A 15,499-nucleotide genomic window follows, 5' to 3' on the forward strand; every position below is an offset into this window, starting at 1 on the left:
TATTGATCTGGCTTCCACAGCCAATTATCGCCATTTACAAGCGAGTTTTACCTTTTATTTTAACCTTTAGAAGTGATCTAACTATTGAACAATTTCAGCGACATTCGCGCCTTACCTTATCAGGATGGTGGCAAAGTTATTCATTTGGGCAAGGATGATCACGGGCGTATTTTAGTGATCGACTATGGTAATCAGCGGGTATTAAATTTTGATTCGCTGTTTGAGCAAAGCTGTATGCAGCTGTCGCAACCTTTTCAGCTAGTGCATAAATACACCCAGTTTATGGCGCTAGTGCTTGCCTATATAGATCCCGACCACATCACATTTCTCGGCCTAGGCGGCGGCAGCTTGTTACGTACTTTCCATCACATATTACCCACATGTTATTTCACGGCGGTAGAGCTGCGGCAGGATGTAGTGACTGCGGCTAAAGAATATTTTTTATTACCTGACGATCATCGCGTTAGCATTACGATTAACGATGCCTTTGTTGAGGTGACGCAGCTTGCGGATAATAGCAGCGATATTATTGTGGCCGATATATACGACGCCTACCGTATGGAGCCTGCACAAATACAGCAAGAATTTTTAGAGGAGTGCGCTAGGGTATTAACTGATAGCGGCTGGCTGGTGATTAATATGCACAGCGTGCCTAGTGACCGAGCAGAGTTTTCTGACATGTTGGCTGCTATTTTTCCAACCGTGCTGTTGATGAGCTCAGTTACTGACAATTCTATTTTGTATGCCTCTAATGCTCTGCCTGCAGATGCCAAACCTATCCCCCAGCGTGTTGAGGCTATGGAAGAAAAATTAAAGCAACGGCTGACACCGCTGATGACTAGAATTAAACTCTTCGACGATTAAATTTCATGATAATGGTTTTGAATGCTATACAAAACGCTGATATTGCATAGCTTGCAAACGGCTAAGGGTACGACGGAACGGTGCCGTTAAATGCCCTTCGATATACAGCTCGGTTAATGGTACTGCCGCGTCTATATACAGCGGTATACGTCGGTCATAACACTCATCAACCAACATAATAAATCGCCGCACGCTGTCGTCGGTGGCGGACAAGGCGGGTAACTCGCGGTCCCCTGCCACGACACGTTCTACACCATCCTCGGTACCGCGCGCAATTTTGGCGGCTTGTGTTTTACCACTCAAGTTAGGTACCTCGCTCAGTAAAATAGCTGGGAAGCGATCACACAGCGCAATAAAATCTGTTGCCGCAATGGGCTGGCCACACAGGTCCACAAACCGCAAGAAAATGGCAGACTTACTATACTTTAGCGCTTGCAACGGGCGCTTATTGAATTGCAGTGGCTTATCCGAAACCGGTAGCGGACCACTCAAGCGCGCAAACACAGCCGTTAAGGCAGCGGGATTATTTACCCAATAGCGCTGATGCCCCGCGCCCGGATGCAGGCGATGATCCACCCCTCCGTCCAGCGCTACCACCTGCATATGCTGTTGTATTGCCGCAATGGCGGGCAGCAATCGCTCACGGTTAAAGCCGCCCTCATACAATTGCTCGGGAGCTTGGTTGGAGGTGGCGACTATGGCTATGCCGGCATCAAATATGGCTTGAAACAGTTTACCCAGCAACATGGCATCGCCTATGTCAGTGATGAATAATTCATCGAAACACAGCACCTGTATATCTTGAGCGAGTTCAGTGGCTAAGGTGTTGAGTGGCTCGGCGGTTCCCGTTAAGGCAAACAGCCGGCGATGTACCCACTGCATAAAATGGTGAAAATGCTGACGCCGGGCAGGCACTTGCAAACTGCAATGAAACATATCCATCAGCCAGGTTTTGCCACGGCCCACTGGCCCCCACAAATAAACGCCCTGTAGCCTTGCGCGACCGGGCTTGTGCAGCATGCGATAACATTGTTCGAGTAATTCTATCGCGAGAGTCTGTGACGCGTCGTCGACAAATTCTGTCTGTTGCTTAGCGTGTAGGTACGCTTGTTTAGGCGAGGTCTGGGTCATCATATTGCGTTAATAACGGACGCCTCCTCAGCTGACTATCACATTGACCAACATAATCAATGCCCCGACGACCAACAGGAAGTAAACAATGGCGGCGATAAACACGTGTAAGCCATTGGCGCGGCGAAAATCCTCCTCGCGATGGCTACGCGAACGCACCCCGATATGGCTAGAAAACAAGATCACCATTAGGCGCAGTAGCCCTATGGGTTTTTCACCGGGGTCTGGTCGCTCAAAATAGCGTTTGGAATGGGCGGTAGTGGAGGTATTGTCTGCTGTCTCTGTAGGCGCATCAGCTGTTGCTTTACAGCTGTCGCTATCGACGCTGTGGTTATCGGCATTACTGGTTGGTGTTGGCTTATCGGTGGGCGATGCGGGCATAGCAGATATCCTTCAAAGCAGCAGGAGGTGGCGGATGATAAGGCACTATCACCGCCCTACTCCTAGTTCTAGTTCTAGTTCTAGTTCTAGTTCTATTAATAGCTCTATTAATAGCTAGGCTGCCTGTGTCGCACTAACCCAGTCCAACACTACAACCTGATAAGCATTGTATGTTAATCAAAAGCACATTGATACAGCCACTCAGAGTATCGGCCGCGCTTTCAACTTTCCCTATATTAGCCGCACTCAGGGCCTGTGTATGTCATGGGATCACTAGCAAAATGCCTATCAACGCTGCGCGACCTTAGGTTAAATTGAGTTGAAAAAACATTCTAATCACGCTAATTAGCAGCTACCTTTGCCCCTTCTGACTACGAAACCAAGAGTAAGATTCGTCGCCTTAATCCCTCAGCGTATGCAGTATCTCCTGCATCTGCTTTTGGGTGGCCTTATCCAAGTGCCCCAGGCAGCGTTGTTCATGTTGTGCTATCACTGTTTCAACCTGCAAGGCCAGCTTGTCACCTTGAGGGGTTAGCACCAAAGCATGGGCGCGGCCATCAACGGTACGCTCCACCAAACCGCGCTGTTCCAGCTGAGCGACTATAGGCGTCATATTGGCCCGTTTAATCGCCAAGCAACGCCCTACCTCAATTAGCTTTACCTTAGGATTTGCCTTAATCACCAGTAATACCGAGGCCTCCGCCGGGCTGAGTTCAACGCTGGATAAGGCTTCGTGTAAATCTTTCATGATAAGAATAGATGCACGACGCAGCTGGTAACCCAGCAGATTTTCCAGCGGATCGACTAACTCCACACTTTTAGCACGTGAAGCCGCCTGTAATGTCGCCTGAGATATAGCCTCTGATGCCATGTCAAAACCTCAATAAATGTTATTGCAGATAACAATATAGAATGTTATAAAGTATAACAATCGCAGTGTTATGAATAATAACAGTAACCCCAAGGAGATCCCAGTGACTACACAGACTATTTCCCTATCCATAGGCGGCGCTGAGCACGGCACTGCTAACAGTTTTGAACGTCTAAACCCGATCTCCGGAGCAGTGGCAACCCGCGCAGCAGCCGCTACGGTAGACGATGCCAAGGCCGCTGCCGATGCTGCCAGTCGTGCACTACCCGCTTGGTCTGCCTTGGGCCCTAACGCCCGCCGCGCCGCACTCAACAAAGCCGCCGACGCCTTAGAAGCCAAGGCCGAAGACTTTGTTGCCGCCATGATGGCCGAGATAGGCGCCACTGAAGGCTGGGCTAGGTTTAACCTCATGCTGGCCGTTTCCATGGTGCGTGAAGCCGCTGCCTTAACCACCCAAATAGGCGGCGAAGTTATCCCTTCCGATAAGCCGGGCTGCATAGCCATGGCCAGCCGTGAAGCCGCCGGTGTGGTGTTGGGTATCGCCCCTTGGAACGCACCTATAATCTTGGGCGTACGCGCCATTGCGGTACCTTTAGCCTGTGGCAACACCGTCATACTGAAAGCCTCAGAGCTATGCCCACGCACCCATGCATTAATTATTGAAGCCTTTATAGAGGCCGGTTTGGGTGATGGCATTGTTAATATGATTAGCAATGCCCCGAAAGATGCAGGCGACGTAGTCGGCGCGATGATAGATCACCCCGCCGTGCGCCGTATTAACTTTACCGGCTCAACCAACGTAGGCCGCATTATTGCCAAGCGCGCCGCTGAAAACTTAAAACCGGTGTTATTAGAATTGGGTGGCAAAGCCCCCATGCTAGTCCTGGATGATGCCGACCTAGACGAAGCAGTAAAAGCTGCCGCCTTTGGTGCCTTTATGAATCAGGGCCAAATTTGTATGTCCACCGAGCGCTTAATCGTTGTTGATAGCATTGCCGATGCCTTCGCCGAAAAATTCAAAGCCAAAGTCAACACCCTAGCCGTAGGTGACCCACGTGAGGGCAATACGCCACTGGGCGCGGTAGCCGATCAAAAAACCGTCAGCCATGTACAAGCCTTAATCGCTGATGCTATAGCACAGGGTGCCACGCAACTGAATGGCGGTGATGCCAAAGGCGTGCTAATGCCTGCAACGGTTATCGACCATGTTACCCCCAGCATGAAGCTGTTTCGCGATGAGAGCTTCGGCCCAGTCGTTGCGATTATTCGCGCCAATGATGAAGCCCATGCCATAGAGCTGGCTAACGATACCGAGTACGGTTTATCGGCAGCGGTATTCACCCGCGATACAGCCAGAGGCTTGCGCGTAGCTAAACAAATTAAGTCTGGCATGTGCCACATTAACGGCCCCACAGTACACGACGAAGCACAAATGCCTTTTGGTGGTGTGAAGTCATCAGGCTACGGCCGCTTCGGTGGCAAAGCCGGCATAGAAGCCTTTACTGAACTACGCTGGATTACTATGGAAACTGAGCCTGGGCATTACCCTATTTAAGGAGCCCGATATAGAGAAGCCTACATAAAGAGTCCAATCTAGAGAGGCCCATTTAAGGAGTCCAATCTTAAGAAGACTATATAGAAAGGCCAATCTATAAAAGCCTATTTAAAGAGCCTTATTTAATCTTGTCGCGGTTGCAATTATTCAACCGCGTAACTTTTTTATTTTTTGAATGTAAGCATGAGAGGTAACACCATGACTGACACAGTCACCTATAAAATTGAAAACCGTATCGCCTGGGTATCGTTCAACCGCCCAGAAAAACGCAACTGCATGAACCCAGCACTAAACCGCCGCATGACAGAAGTGTTAGACGAATTAGAGTTTAACGACGACGTAGGCGTTTTAGTGTTAACAGGCGAAGGCACAGCCTGGACTGCTGGCATGGATTTAAAAGAATATTTTCGTGAAACTCAAGCCAAAGGCCTGGGCGCCATACGCCAAGCACAACGTGAATCTTACGGCTGGTGGCGCAAGCTGCGCTGGTTCCAAAAGCCTACTATCGCCATGGTTAATGGTTGGTGCTTTGGCGGCGGTTACGGCCCACTTTATTCTTGCGACTTGGCTATTGCTTCTGAAGATGCAAAATTTGGTTTAAGCGAAATCAATTGGGGTATTTTACCTGGCGGTGGCGCTACTAAAGTCGTTACCGATCTTATGCCTATGCGCGACGCGATGTACCACGCCCTTACCGGTGAATCTATAGACGCGCGTAAAGCGGCCGACTGGAGCTTAATTAACGAAGCGGTACCTGCAGATCAACTAAAAACACGCGTCACAGAAATAGCAAACGTGTTATTAGAAAAAAATCCGGTTGCCTTAAAAGCAACCAAAGATGCCGTGCGCAGAGTCAATGAAATGACCTACGACAATGCCGAAGATTACCTAGTGCGCGCCCAAGAAGCTGCCCACTACTATGATGCTGAAGGCAGCAAAGAAGGCATCAAGCAATTTATCGATGATAAAACCTACAAGCCAGGCCTAGGTGCCTACGCCTTAAAGCCGCAAAAGTAACTAATGGCAAGAAGCAGTAAATGATTAATAACAAGACAACTACCCCAGCTGGGAATAAAGGCGCTGTTACCCACAGCGCCATAGACATGTTAGCGCTGCAAGCCCGAACGCAACCCGATCGGTTGGCGGCCATAGATTTAAGCTATGGCCAGCAATGGAGCTACAGCGCCTTTGATAAAGCCGTTGCACAATGCGCCAGCGTATTGCTGCAACGTGGCATCAATGTGGGGGACAGAGTCGCGAGCCTGGCCAAAAACCGGGTGGAGTTAATCATGCTGCATCTGGCCTGCAGTAGAACGGGGAGCATTTATGTTCCCCTAAACTGGCGTCTGTCGCCTACCGAAATCGCAGGTTTAATTGAAGACGCTGAACCCAAACTATTATTTGGTGATGACTATTTAAAAACGATAGATTTAAACAGAATCAATCAACAACAAACCGTTATTGAAAGCATCACTTTAGATCAGCTTGCGGAAGAAATATCGGCGGCGATACCTCTCCCCCCTGCCCCTATTAATGCAGAATTACCTTCGTTAATTTTATATACCTCTGGTACCTCAGGTAAGCCCAAAGGGGTTTTACTGTCAGAAAATAATATTACTGAAACTGCTATTAATTTTTCCTTGTTGGGCAAGGTTAACCACCACAGCGTGGTGTTATGTGATACACCCATGTTTCATGTTATAGGCCTAGTCACCAACATACGCCCATTTTTGATGCACGGCGGAAGCTTAATCGTGTCCGATGGTTTTGTGCCAGCAACCACGCTAGCACGCTTAGCTGATCCGCAACTGGCTATTAGCCATTATTTTTGCGTGCCGCAAATGGCTGAAGCACTGAGAGCAGAGCCTAGTTTTAACCCCGCACAATTGCGTGGTTTAACCGCCCTCTTCACCGGTGGCGCACCACACCCAGCCGCAAGCATCAATGCCTGGCTGAACGATGGTATTGCTATAGTCGACGGCTATGGCATGAGTGAAGTGGGTACCGTGTTTGGCATGCCCCTGGACCGTAAGCTTATCGCCGAACGAGCGGGTTCAGTGGGCATCGCCACAACTAGAGTGCAAACACGCATAGTTGATGTCAACGGTAACGATTGCGCCATAGGCACAGCCGGCGAATTGTTACTTAAAGGCACCAATGTCACCAAAGGCTATTGGCGTCGTGAACAAGAAACACAGGCTGCGTTTACCGCCGACGGCTGGTTACGCACCGGCGATATAGCCCGCTGTGATGAGCAAGGCTATCACTGGTTAGTCGATAGACGTAAAGATATGTTTATCTCCGGTGGCGAAAATGTTTACCCGGCAGAAATTGAAGCTGTATTAGCGGGCCACCCTCAGATTAAAGAGAGCGCCGTTGTTGCCAGAGCTGACCAGCGCTGGGGTGAAGTTGGCCATCTCTATTTAGTTGCCAAGCCAGGCAGCGAATTAGCAACCGACAGCATTATTGCTTACTTAGAACAAAAAATTGCCCGCTACAAAGTGCCGAAATATGTCAGCTTAATTGACGCCCTGCCCCGTAATGGTGCTGGCAAAGTATTAAAAAACACACTGCGTGATTTAATTGATAATTAAGAGCAAAAACATAGGATCAATAATTAAACGTTACTTATTTTGTTAACGTTAATTAATTCTCGTCTTATCAGGCTTCGATCCAGTATCCATAGACTTTAAAATAACAAACAAAAGACAATAAAAAACGGGGACCATCACTGATGCTCTCCGTTTTTTATTACTAATTCAGTGAGCGCTAAGCCCACCTTATAAATATCTAATTAGTCGCCTTTAAGCAAATAACTACTCACCAGCACCGATAAACCATCGTCGGCCATATCTACAGTACCAACAAAAACATAATCCTCTAACCAGTCATGCTTGCCCGGCTGGGTTTTAAAATCAGGCACGGTTCGGTAATACACATCTTCCGGTTTTAGCGACAATCCCTTTGCCATTTTCTCCACCGCGAGTTTAGTTGGGTTCCAGATACCTTTGTTGTGGATAATAATGATTTGGCCATCATCGGTTTTTAACCTGTACAGCGCATCAATAATGGTCACGCCATCGCGACGCTCTAAAGCAAAGTCGGCACCGCCTGGCACCACCGTACCGCGCATTCCTTTACCTACAAAGGTACCGCCTATAATCGGGTAGTTATAGCGATGGCCATCGGCACTTAGGCCCATGTCTTCTTCTTCGCCTAGCTTAACGTCTATTTGTAACACTAGCTCGCTAGTCATTCTTTTTTCATATTTAGCTGCATCGCTAAATAGTTTTGCAGGCTCTGCCCAGCTTTGGCTGCTTAACGTTGCCAGGCTAATAGCGACTAAACAGCTAACGCTAAATATTGTAGAGCGATAAATAAGCTTACACATAGTACTCATAGGTGTTCTCCATCATTAAACAATAGCAAGTCTTAAGACTTAGCAGCACTTACCGCATCGCTTTGATAATCCGTTGTTTTATCGACTGCGGCATCTTTACTCACAAAATAAACGGCGACCATGGCGCACAATAAAGGCATGGAAAACAGCATAAACAATGAACCGCTCTGCCACTGCTGCTCGAGCAAAAAACCCGCAATAATGGGTGAGAAAATTGCGCCCAAACGTCCTATACCTATGGCCCAGCCCATGCCTGTGGTGCGTATAGAAGTGGCGTACTTAGCTGGGGTAAGTATATATAAACCTATCATAGAGCCAAATAAGAAGAAGCCCATAATCACACCTAGGCCCAGCGCTAAAGTAAGCTGCGACCAAAATAAACCAAAAGCCAGCATTAACACCGTGGTTGCGAACATATAAATCATGAGAATTTTGCGCAGGGCAAAACGCGAAGAGATATAGCCCAGTAGCAAACCACCGGTAATACCGCCTAAGTTAATTAACACACCGCCAGAAATTCCTTCTGCGGTAGACAGCCCTGCCGCCACCAGCAACTTAGGCGTCCAGCTTAAAACAAAATAAAAGCTGAACATCACCATAAAAAAGGCCAGCCAAATTAGTAGTGTTGAACGCCTTACCTCAGGGGCAAACAAGCTGCGGAGCTTTGTTTGTGGCAGTTCGCCGCTATCCGATAATGGCGGCAGGCTTGCCAAAGTCTGATGGCCCATACGGGTCATTAGGCGATTAATTTTTTGCAGAGCATTGGCTGGTCGCTTACTCAGTAAAAAATCTAAAGATTCCGGCAAACACAACAAGGCCAAAGGGATCAGCAAAAAAGACACCAGCGAGCCAAATAAAAACACTGAACGCCAGTCATAGTGCAACATTAAAACTGCGGCTATAGAGCCACCCACTACCGCACCGATGGGATAACCCACACCCAATAAACTGAGAATAAAATTATTCCATTTTGCCGATGAATACTCAGAGGCAACCACGGTGAGAGTGGCCAACATACCGCCTATACCCAAGCCGGTTACTAAGCGCAACATACCCAGTTCTATCATACTGTTGGCAAAGGCCGACAAACCCATACCTACGCTGATAATCACTAAGCAGCTTAACACCAGCGCGCGGCGGCCAAACTTATCGGCCAGTGGCGCAATAAATAAAGAGCCTCCGGTCATGCCAAATAAGCCGGCACTGAGTAGCAAGCCGACCTGCGAGGCTTGCAAGCCCCATTCTTTAGCAACGGGGGCGGCGGTAAAGGCCATAACCAATACATCAAAACCATCAAGCATATAGAGTATGACGCACAGTGACACCGCCACGATCTGGTAGCGTGACATAGAGTTGTTTTTAATGATGTTATTAATATTATTCATTGCATTACGCCGTGTTGTTGTTAGAGGGCCACGGAGGCTTTTAAAAATCAGGTTTCCATAGTCGCCAGCATGCTGGCGTTGTAACGTTCGCCTTGCACGCTGTCGACATTTATCAATTGTTCTAGGCTTACCATGGTGGCATCGCTTAACTGTATATGACTAGCGCCGGCATTCTCTACCGCATAGTCGTCATGCTGCGTGCCGGGTATGGGGATAATGATTTCGTCTTTATTCAGCAACCAGGCCAAGGCCAGTTGCCCCGGGCTGCAGTGGTTAGCTCTAGCGATAGCACTATAGCTTTCCAACAGCTGGAGGTTGGCGCTAAAATTGTCGCCCAAAAAACGTGGCATGCTGTGCCGTAAATCACTGGTTTGTAATAAAGTCATATCGCGTACATGACCAGTCAAAAATCCGCGTGCCAATGGGCTAAAGGCAACAAAGGCCACACCCAATTGTTTGCAAGTTTCCAGCACTGCCCCTTCGGGGTTTCTGGTCCATAGCGAATACTCAGATTGCAATGCGGTGATAGGATGCACTGCATGGGCGCGTTTTAAAGTCTGCGCCGAGACTTCAGACAGACCTATGGTTTTTATTTTACCTTCAGCTACTAGCTCCGATAAAGCGCCTATTGAGTCTTCCACCGGCACATTGGGGTCAACCCGGTGTAGGTAATACAAATCGATTACATCGGTTTTTAAACGTTTGAGGCTGTCTTCACAGGTTTGCTTAATTACTTCAGGTCTACCGTTTATCGCTCGCTTGCCTTCACTGTTTTTAAACAGGCCACACTTACTGGCTAACACAAACTCGTCGCGACGTTCATGTAACACTTCGCCTAATAAGCTTTCGTTTGCACCAAAACCGTATAGGGCGGCGGTATCTAAAAAGTTGTAACCTATATCCAGCGCGCGATGTAAGGTAGCTATGGCAGACGCCTTATCGGGCTTGCCATAGGCGTGAGACATGCTCATGCAGCCCAAGCCTATGTTAGCCACAGTAAAGGGGCCTAGCTTACGACTTTTCATCGCTGTATTCATAGACGACTGCATTGTTACGGGCATAGGCTGTTCCGAATGTTTACGACTAGACAGGAGTTGATAGCATTCACCGCCATTACTCTTCCGTATTTTCCAACACCAACACACCTGCGCCGGTATTAGAAATAGGTGCGTGATAGTGCTTGTGAACCACCTTAACTTTTTCAGTCAGTGCGCCACGCATTACCATCCACATTATAGTTTCTATACCTTCGGTGCCGGCCCGCTCCATAATTTCTGTATTACTTAACTGCGTAAATTTTTCAGGATTGTGGATAATATTTTCTATACACTCAATATCGAAATCGGTATCGATAATACCAGCACGCTCACCCTGTAATTGGTGTGACATGCCGCCGGTACCCACGATAACCACTTTTATGTCTTCACCGTAAGATTCAATCGCAGTACGCAAAGCCTTGCCTAACTCAAAACAACGCTCCGCGGTTGGTAATGGATGCTGCACAGTGTTAACCGCTAGTGGCACTAGCTTTACCGGCCACTTGTCATGTTCGCCCCACAATACCGTCATAGGCACAACAAAGCCGTGATCGACGCGCATTTCCTGGCAGATGGTCATATCAAACTTATCTGCCACCAGCGACTCAATCATATGCCATGAAAAGGGTGCGTCACCGTCAAAGCCTGTTAGGGTTTTTAAGCCCCAGCCTTCATCGGCGTTTTCATAACGTTGCGCGGTACCCATGGCAAAGGTAGGCATGGTATCGAGAAAAAAGTTAAGGCCATGATCATTGGCTACCACGATGGCGACATCGGGTTTGACTTTAGCCAACCATTCTTTAACTGGCGTGTAGCCATCAAAAAAACGTTCCCAGTAGGTGTCGTGTCGCAGGCCCTGGCTAATAGCATTACCTATTGCGGGTATGTGAGAGGTGGTAATACCACCTACGATTTTAGCCATGGAAATAACCTCCAATAGTATGCAATTGTTGTTCAAAACCTTCGCTATTGTTTAATAATTTGGCTTTGAATTGGTCGGTGCTAATACCACCCATTTGGGCACCGGCATCCTGCACGGTGAGGCCATGAAAGATAGCGATTTTTGCTAAATAATAAATATTGCCACCTAGACGCATCAAGCTTAGAAAGTCACCGGCCACCACTGCAGCCCTGGCTTCATCACTCAACTGAAACTTACGGCAGTAGGCATCCATATCACCGGCAAACTCTTCACGATTGCTGGCATCATTAAAACTAAAGGCCATTTTATTAATGCCATAGCCTTGTGCCGAACGCTCGCCGTTAAACACGTAGGTGCCCGGTATATGATCGTAGTCGTGTTTGTCCCAACTCATTTTTAAAAAACCTTTTGTTATGGTTTAAACCAACTGCTGTTCTAATTTATCTAACGTGGCCATAGCCGTTAAACATTGGGCGACACTGGCATTAGGCTCGCGCCCTTCTTTTATAGCGCTGATAAATTCGCGGTCGCACAGCTCTATGCCGTCCATAGAAACGTCAACTTTAGAGACATCGATGGGGGTTTCTTTGCCGTCGTATAACTCGTCGTAGCGAGCAAGAAATGTTCCCTGATCACAGATATAACGGAAGAACGTACCGAAGGGGCCGTCGTTATTAAACGACAAGGACAAGGTACAGATAGCACCGGAAGGCACTTTCATACCTATGCTCATATCCATAGCTATGCCTAAGTCAGGGTGTATAGGCCCCTGTAAGGCGAAGGATTCGGAAGCCACTTGCCCGGTTTGATACTGAAACAAATCAACGGTGTGGCAGGCGTGATGCCATAACAAATGATCGGTCCAGCTGCGTGCTTGCCCCAAGGCATTAGCGTTAGTACGGCGGAAGAAATAGGTTTGCACGTCCATTTGCTGCACGGTTAATTCACCTGCCTGTATCTTATTGTGTATCCACTGGTGGCTGGGGTTAAAGCGGCGGGTATGCCCTACCATGGCCACTAAGCCGGTCTCTTTTTGCACATCCACAACCGCTTGCGAATCGGCCAAGCTATCGGCCATGGGGATTTCTACCAACACATGCTTGCCTGCGCGCATTGCTGCTATTGCTTGCTCGGCGTGCATTTGGGTAGGGGTGGTTAAAATTACCGCTTCAACCTCGGGGTTATCTAATGCTTCTTGATAATTAATCGTCCAGTGAGGGATGCCCCGCTCTTCGGCTAAGGCCGCAGTAGATTCTGGACGCCTGCCCACTAATGACACGACGTTAACACCGTCTATGCGTGCAAGGGCGTCTAAGTGTTTTTTGGCAAAAGCGCCAACACCGGCTAGACAAATTTTCATGATAAAAATCCTGTGTTTATAAATGTTGTGCTAAATACTATTTCAAAAATTATTAATACCGCCCAACTAAAGTTTTATTCAAGCCTGTCAAAAGGAAGACCAACGTAATTTTCGGCTATAGTTTTTTGCCCGGCTAAACTATTTAATGTGTAGTCCAGCTCGGCATCGATTAGCTTACGCTCTATGGCATCGTTATCTAAGCTGTGCAACATGCTGGTCATCCACCAAGAAAAACGTTCTGCCTTCCAAATTCTGCGCAAGCAAGTGGCAGAATATTTTTCTATCAAGTCCGTACGACCCTCTTTATACACTTTCACTAACAAGGTGTATAAAGTGCTAATATCACTGGCGGCCAAGTTCAAACCTTTGGCGCCTGTAGGCGGCACTATATGCGCAGCATCACCCGCTAAAAATAATCTGCCATGCTGCATAGGCTCGGCAACAAAACTGCGTAGTGGCGCTATGCTTTTTTCTATGGATGGGCCAGTTACTAATTTGGCTGCCACATCTTCAGGTAAACGCGATTTTAATTCCTGCCAAAAACGTTCATCCGACCAATCTTCAACTTTTTCTGTTAACGGCACTTGTATGTAGTAACGGCTGCGCGTGGATGAGCGCATGCTACACAGCGCAAAGCCACGTTCGTGCTTGGCGTAAATAAGTTCGTGCGACACCGGTGGCGTATCCGACAACACACCCAACCAACCAAAGGGGTATACGCGTTCATATTCTTTTAAAATATCCGCGGGGATATTTTTGCGAGAAACTCCATGAAAACCATCACAACCGGCAATATAATCACACTGTAACGTGACCCGCTCGCCCTGTTGATCAAAGCTAATACTGGGCTGCTCGCTTGCCAAGTCGTGTATCTGCACATCGTCGGATTGATAGTAAATAGGCGTGCCAGACGCTTGTCGTGCCGCCATTAAATCACGGGTCACTTCAGTTTGGCCGTAAACCATTACTGTGTCACCGCCGGTAAGCGTTTTCATATCGATGCGCTTACGCTGGCCGTTTACCACTAACTCAAAACCGTCGTGCACTTCGCCTTCGCTATCCATACGATCGGATACACCGGCTTCACGCATTAAATCTACAAAACCTTGCTCTAGTACCCCGGCTCGTATACGACCTAATACATAGTCTGGGGATTGGCGCTCGACTATAACGTTGTCTATACCGTGTACATTTAACAGCTGACCCAGCAATAATCCTGAAGGGCCCGCACCTATAATGGCTACTTGTGTTTTCATAGTTATTGTTTCTCAGTGCTGCACCACACTAGCGATAAGCTCAGCATGTTTATCCGTTGAAAGTACTTGTATTTTTATACGTATGCGGCGCAACTTGAAGGCACCTTTCAGTAATAAAATTGGACTTTCCGTGGATATTTACGCTTTAGCTCAAACGCCAGCTAACACTGTAAACGACTAAACACTTTGCGGGCATTGCCCTCAAATATCTTGACTCTATCCTCGTCACTCAAGCGAGTATTACCATCGATATAACGTTTGGTGTCGTCAAAATAATGGCCGGTTTCTGGGTCTATGCCGCGCACGGCACCTATCATCTCTGAGGCAAATAAAATATTGTCTACGGGGATAATATCTAGCAATAAATCGATGCCTCGTTGGTGATAAACACAGGTATCGAAAAACACATTATTAAGCATGCGCTCCTTCAAATCCCCCAGGCCTTTATCTTGTGCAATACCACGGAAGCGACCCCAGTGATAAGGCACTGCCCCGCCACCGTGAGGAATAATAAGCTTCAAGGTGGGGAAGTCTTTGAATACATCAGAAAACATCAGTTGATCAAAGGCGGTAGTATCCGCGCCTAGGTAGTGCGAGCCAGTGGTAGTAAAACAATCATTACAGGCGGCGCTAACATGAATCATGGCGGGCACATCTAGCTCTACCATTTTTTCATAGAACGGATACCAGGATTTATCCGCCAATGAAGCATCTTGCCAATAACCGCCAGTGGTATCGGGGTTTAAGTTGCAGCCGATAAAGCCCATTTCCAACACGCAACGTTCTAACTCGGCAATAGATTTAGAGGGATCAACCCCCGGTGATTGCGGCAACTGCGCTACCGGCGCAAAGTTTTGTGGAAATAATTCGCACACACGTTTAATTAAATCATTTTGTTGCTCAGTCCAAAAACGGCTGGTGTGCTCATTGCCCACATGGTGTCCCATCCAGCTGGCCCGTGGCGAAAAAATAGTTAAGTCGGTACCGCGCTCTTGCTGTAGGCGCAGCTGATTACTTTCTATACTCTCGCGAATTTGGTCATCACTAATGCTGATAATGCCTTTTTCACCGACAAATAAAGGATCTTTAGCCAGAGCCGCTTTTTGTTGGTCTCTATACTCGCCTACAGCGGGTGGTGTGGTGGTGTAATGGCCGTGGCAATCTATGATCATTGATACTACCTTTTAAGCTTCTGATAATTCAGATGTTTTTTTTGTGTCTTTTAAGCCAGCTAACTTTATTGGCTTTTAATTTAATCTTTGCATTTGTTTCGCCCTGCTGGGCTAGTTACTTCTTTTGCGTGCACAAAAGAAGTAACCAAGAAAAGTGCACCCTAG

Annotated in this window: 15 protein-coding genes; 4 read left to right on the forward strand and 11 right to left on the reverse strand. The window is 47.7% G+C overall.

The window, feature by feature from the left end; genetic code table 11:
- The first annotated feature begins 84 nt into the window (after window positions 1-84).
- Window positions 85-864 carry a spermidine synthase gene (locus B067_RS20325; protein WP_019530218.1) on the forward strand — a complete coding sequence of 260 codons (780 nt, stop codon included), beginning with the start codon at window positions 85-87 and terminating at the stop codon, window positions 862-864.
- Window positions 865-888: 24 nt separating this feature from the next.
- Here B067_RS20325 and zapE read toward each other — a convergent pair whose 3' ends face one another.
- The 3 genes from zapE to B067_RS20330 form a co-directional block, all read right to left on the reverse strand.
- The gene (gene zapE / locus B067_RS0111400) at window positions 889-1,998 is read right to left on the reverse strand and encodes a cell division protein ZapE (RefSeq protein ID WP_205619968.1); all 1,110 of its coding nucleotides are present in this window, start codon (window positions 1,996-1,998) and stop codon (window positions 889-891) included.
- Window positions 1,999-2,022: 24 nt separating this feature from the next.
- Complete coding sequence (locus B067_RS0111405; protein ID WP_019530220.1) at window positions 2,023-2,376, reverse strand: DUF2970 domain-containing protein; 354 nt, start codon at window positions 2,374-2,376, stop codon at window positions 2,023-2,025.
- A 400-nt stretch (window positions 2,377-2,776) separates the two neighbouring features.
- Window positions 2,777-3,247: a MarR family winged helix-turn-helix transcriptional regulator gene (locus tag B067_RS20330; RefSeq protein WP_019530221.1), complete on the reverse strand. Its 471-nt coding sequence runs from the start codon at window positions 3,245-3,247 to the stop codon at window positions 2,777-2,779.
- A gap of 103 nt (window positions 3,248-3,350) precedes the next feature.
- Here B067_RS20330 and B067_RS0111415 point away from each other — a divergent pair, with 103 nt between their 5' ends.
- The 3 genes from B067_RS0111415 to B067_RS0111425 all read left to right on the forward strand — a co-directional run bounded on the left by B067_RS0111415 (window position 3,351) and on the right by B067_RS0111425 (window position 7,396).
- Window positions 3,351-4,802, forward strand: coding sequence for an aldehyde dehydrogenase (locus tag B067_RS0111415; RefSeq protein ID WP_240472855.1), 1,452 nt, complete (start codon window positions 3,351-3,353; stop codon window positions 4,800-4,802).
- A gap of 198 nt (window positions 4,803-5,000) precedes the next feature.
- A complete protein-coding gene (locus B067_RS0111420; protein ID WP_026244593.1) occupies window positions 5,001-5,819 on the forward strand; it encodes a p-hydroxycinnamoyl CoA hydratase/lyase in 819 nt (272 codons plus the stop codon).
- Between the two features lie 20 nt (window positions 5,820-5,839).
- A complete protein-coding gene (locus B067_RS0111425; protein ID WP_019530224.1) occupies window positions 5,840-7,396 on the forward strand; it encodes an AMP-binding protein in 1,557 nt (518 codons plus the stop codon).
- 200 nt (window positions 7,397-7,596) lie between these two features.
- Here B067_RS0111425 and B067_RS20335 read toward each other — a convergent pair whose 3' ends face one another.
- The 8 genes from B067_RS20335 to B067_RS0111465 all read right to left on the reverse strand — a co-directional run bounded on the left by B067_RS20335 (window position 7,597) and on the right by B067_RS0111465 (window position 15,334).
- Window positions 7,597-8,202 (reverse strand): DUF3237 family protein, encoded by a 606-nt coding sequence (locus B067_RS20335; RefSeq protein ID WP_019530225.1) that lies wholly within the window; start codon window positions 8,200-8,202, stop codon window positions 7,597-7,599.
- 32 nt (window positions 8,203-8,234) lie between these two features.
- Window positions 8,235-9,587: an MFS transporter gene (locus B067_RS0111435; protein WP_019530226.1), complete on the reverse strand. Its 1,353-nt coding sequence runs from the start codon at window positions 9,585-9,587 to the stop codon at window positions 8,235-8,237.
- Between the two features lie 47 nt (window positions 9,588-9,634).
- Entirely contained in the window at window positions 9,635-10,624 is a 990-nt protein-coding gene (locus B067_RS0111440; RefSeq protein ID WP_240472856.1) for an aldo/keto reductase, read from the reverse strand.
- 76 nt (window positions 10,625-10,700) lie between these two features.
- Complete coding sequence (locus tag B067_RS0111445; RefSeq protein ID WP_019530228.1) at window positions 10,701-11,546, reverse strand: class III extradiol dioxygenase family protein; 846 nt, start codon at window positions 11,544-11,546, stop codon at window positions 10,701-10,703.
- Window positions 11,539-11,940, reverse strand: a complete 402-nt coding sequence (locus B067_RS0111450) for a hypothetical protein (RefSeq protein WP_019530229.1) — start codon at window positions 11,938-11,940, stop codon at window positions 11,539-11,541. Before B067_RS0111450 ends, B067_RS0111445 begins: the two co-directional genes overlap by 8 nt.
- Before the next feature lie 24 nt (window positions 11,941-11,964).
- Window positions 11,965-12,906: a Gfo/Idh/MocA family oxidoreductase gene (locus B067_RS0111455; RefSeq protein ID WP_019530230.1), complete on the reverse strand. Its 942-nt coding sequence runs from the start codon at window positions 12,904-12,906 to the stop codon at window positions 11,965-11,967.
- 74 nt (window positions 12,907-12,980) lie between these two features.
- Window positions 12,981-14,162 carry a 4-hydroxybenzoate 3-monooxygenase gene (gene pobA, locus B067_RS0111460; RefSeq protein WP_019530231.1) on the reverse strand — a complete coding sequence of 394 codons (1,182 nt, stop codon included), beginning with the start codon at window positions 14,160-14,162 and terminating at the stop codon, window positions 12,981-12,983.
- Window positions 14,163-14,323: 161 nt separating this feature from the next.
- A complete protein-coding gene (locus tag B067_RS0111465) occupies window positions 14,324-15,334 on the reverse strand; it encodes an amidohydrolase family protein (RefSeq protein WP_019530232.1) in 1,011 nt (336 codons plus the stop codon).
- Between the last annotated feature and the right edge of the window lie 165 nt (window positions 15,335-15,499).

Origin of the sequence: Dasania marina DSM 21967, from assembly GCF_000373485.1 — a bacterium.
Lineage (GTDB): Bacteria > Pseudomonadota > Gammaproteobacteria > Pseudomonadales > Dasaniaceae > Dasania > Dasania marina.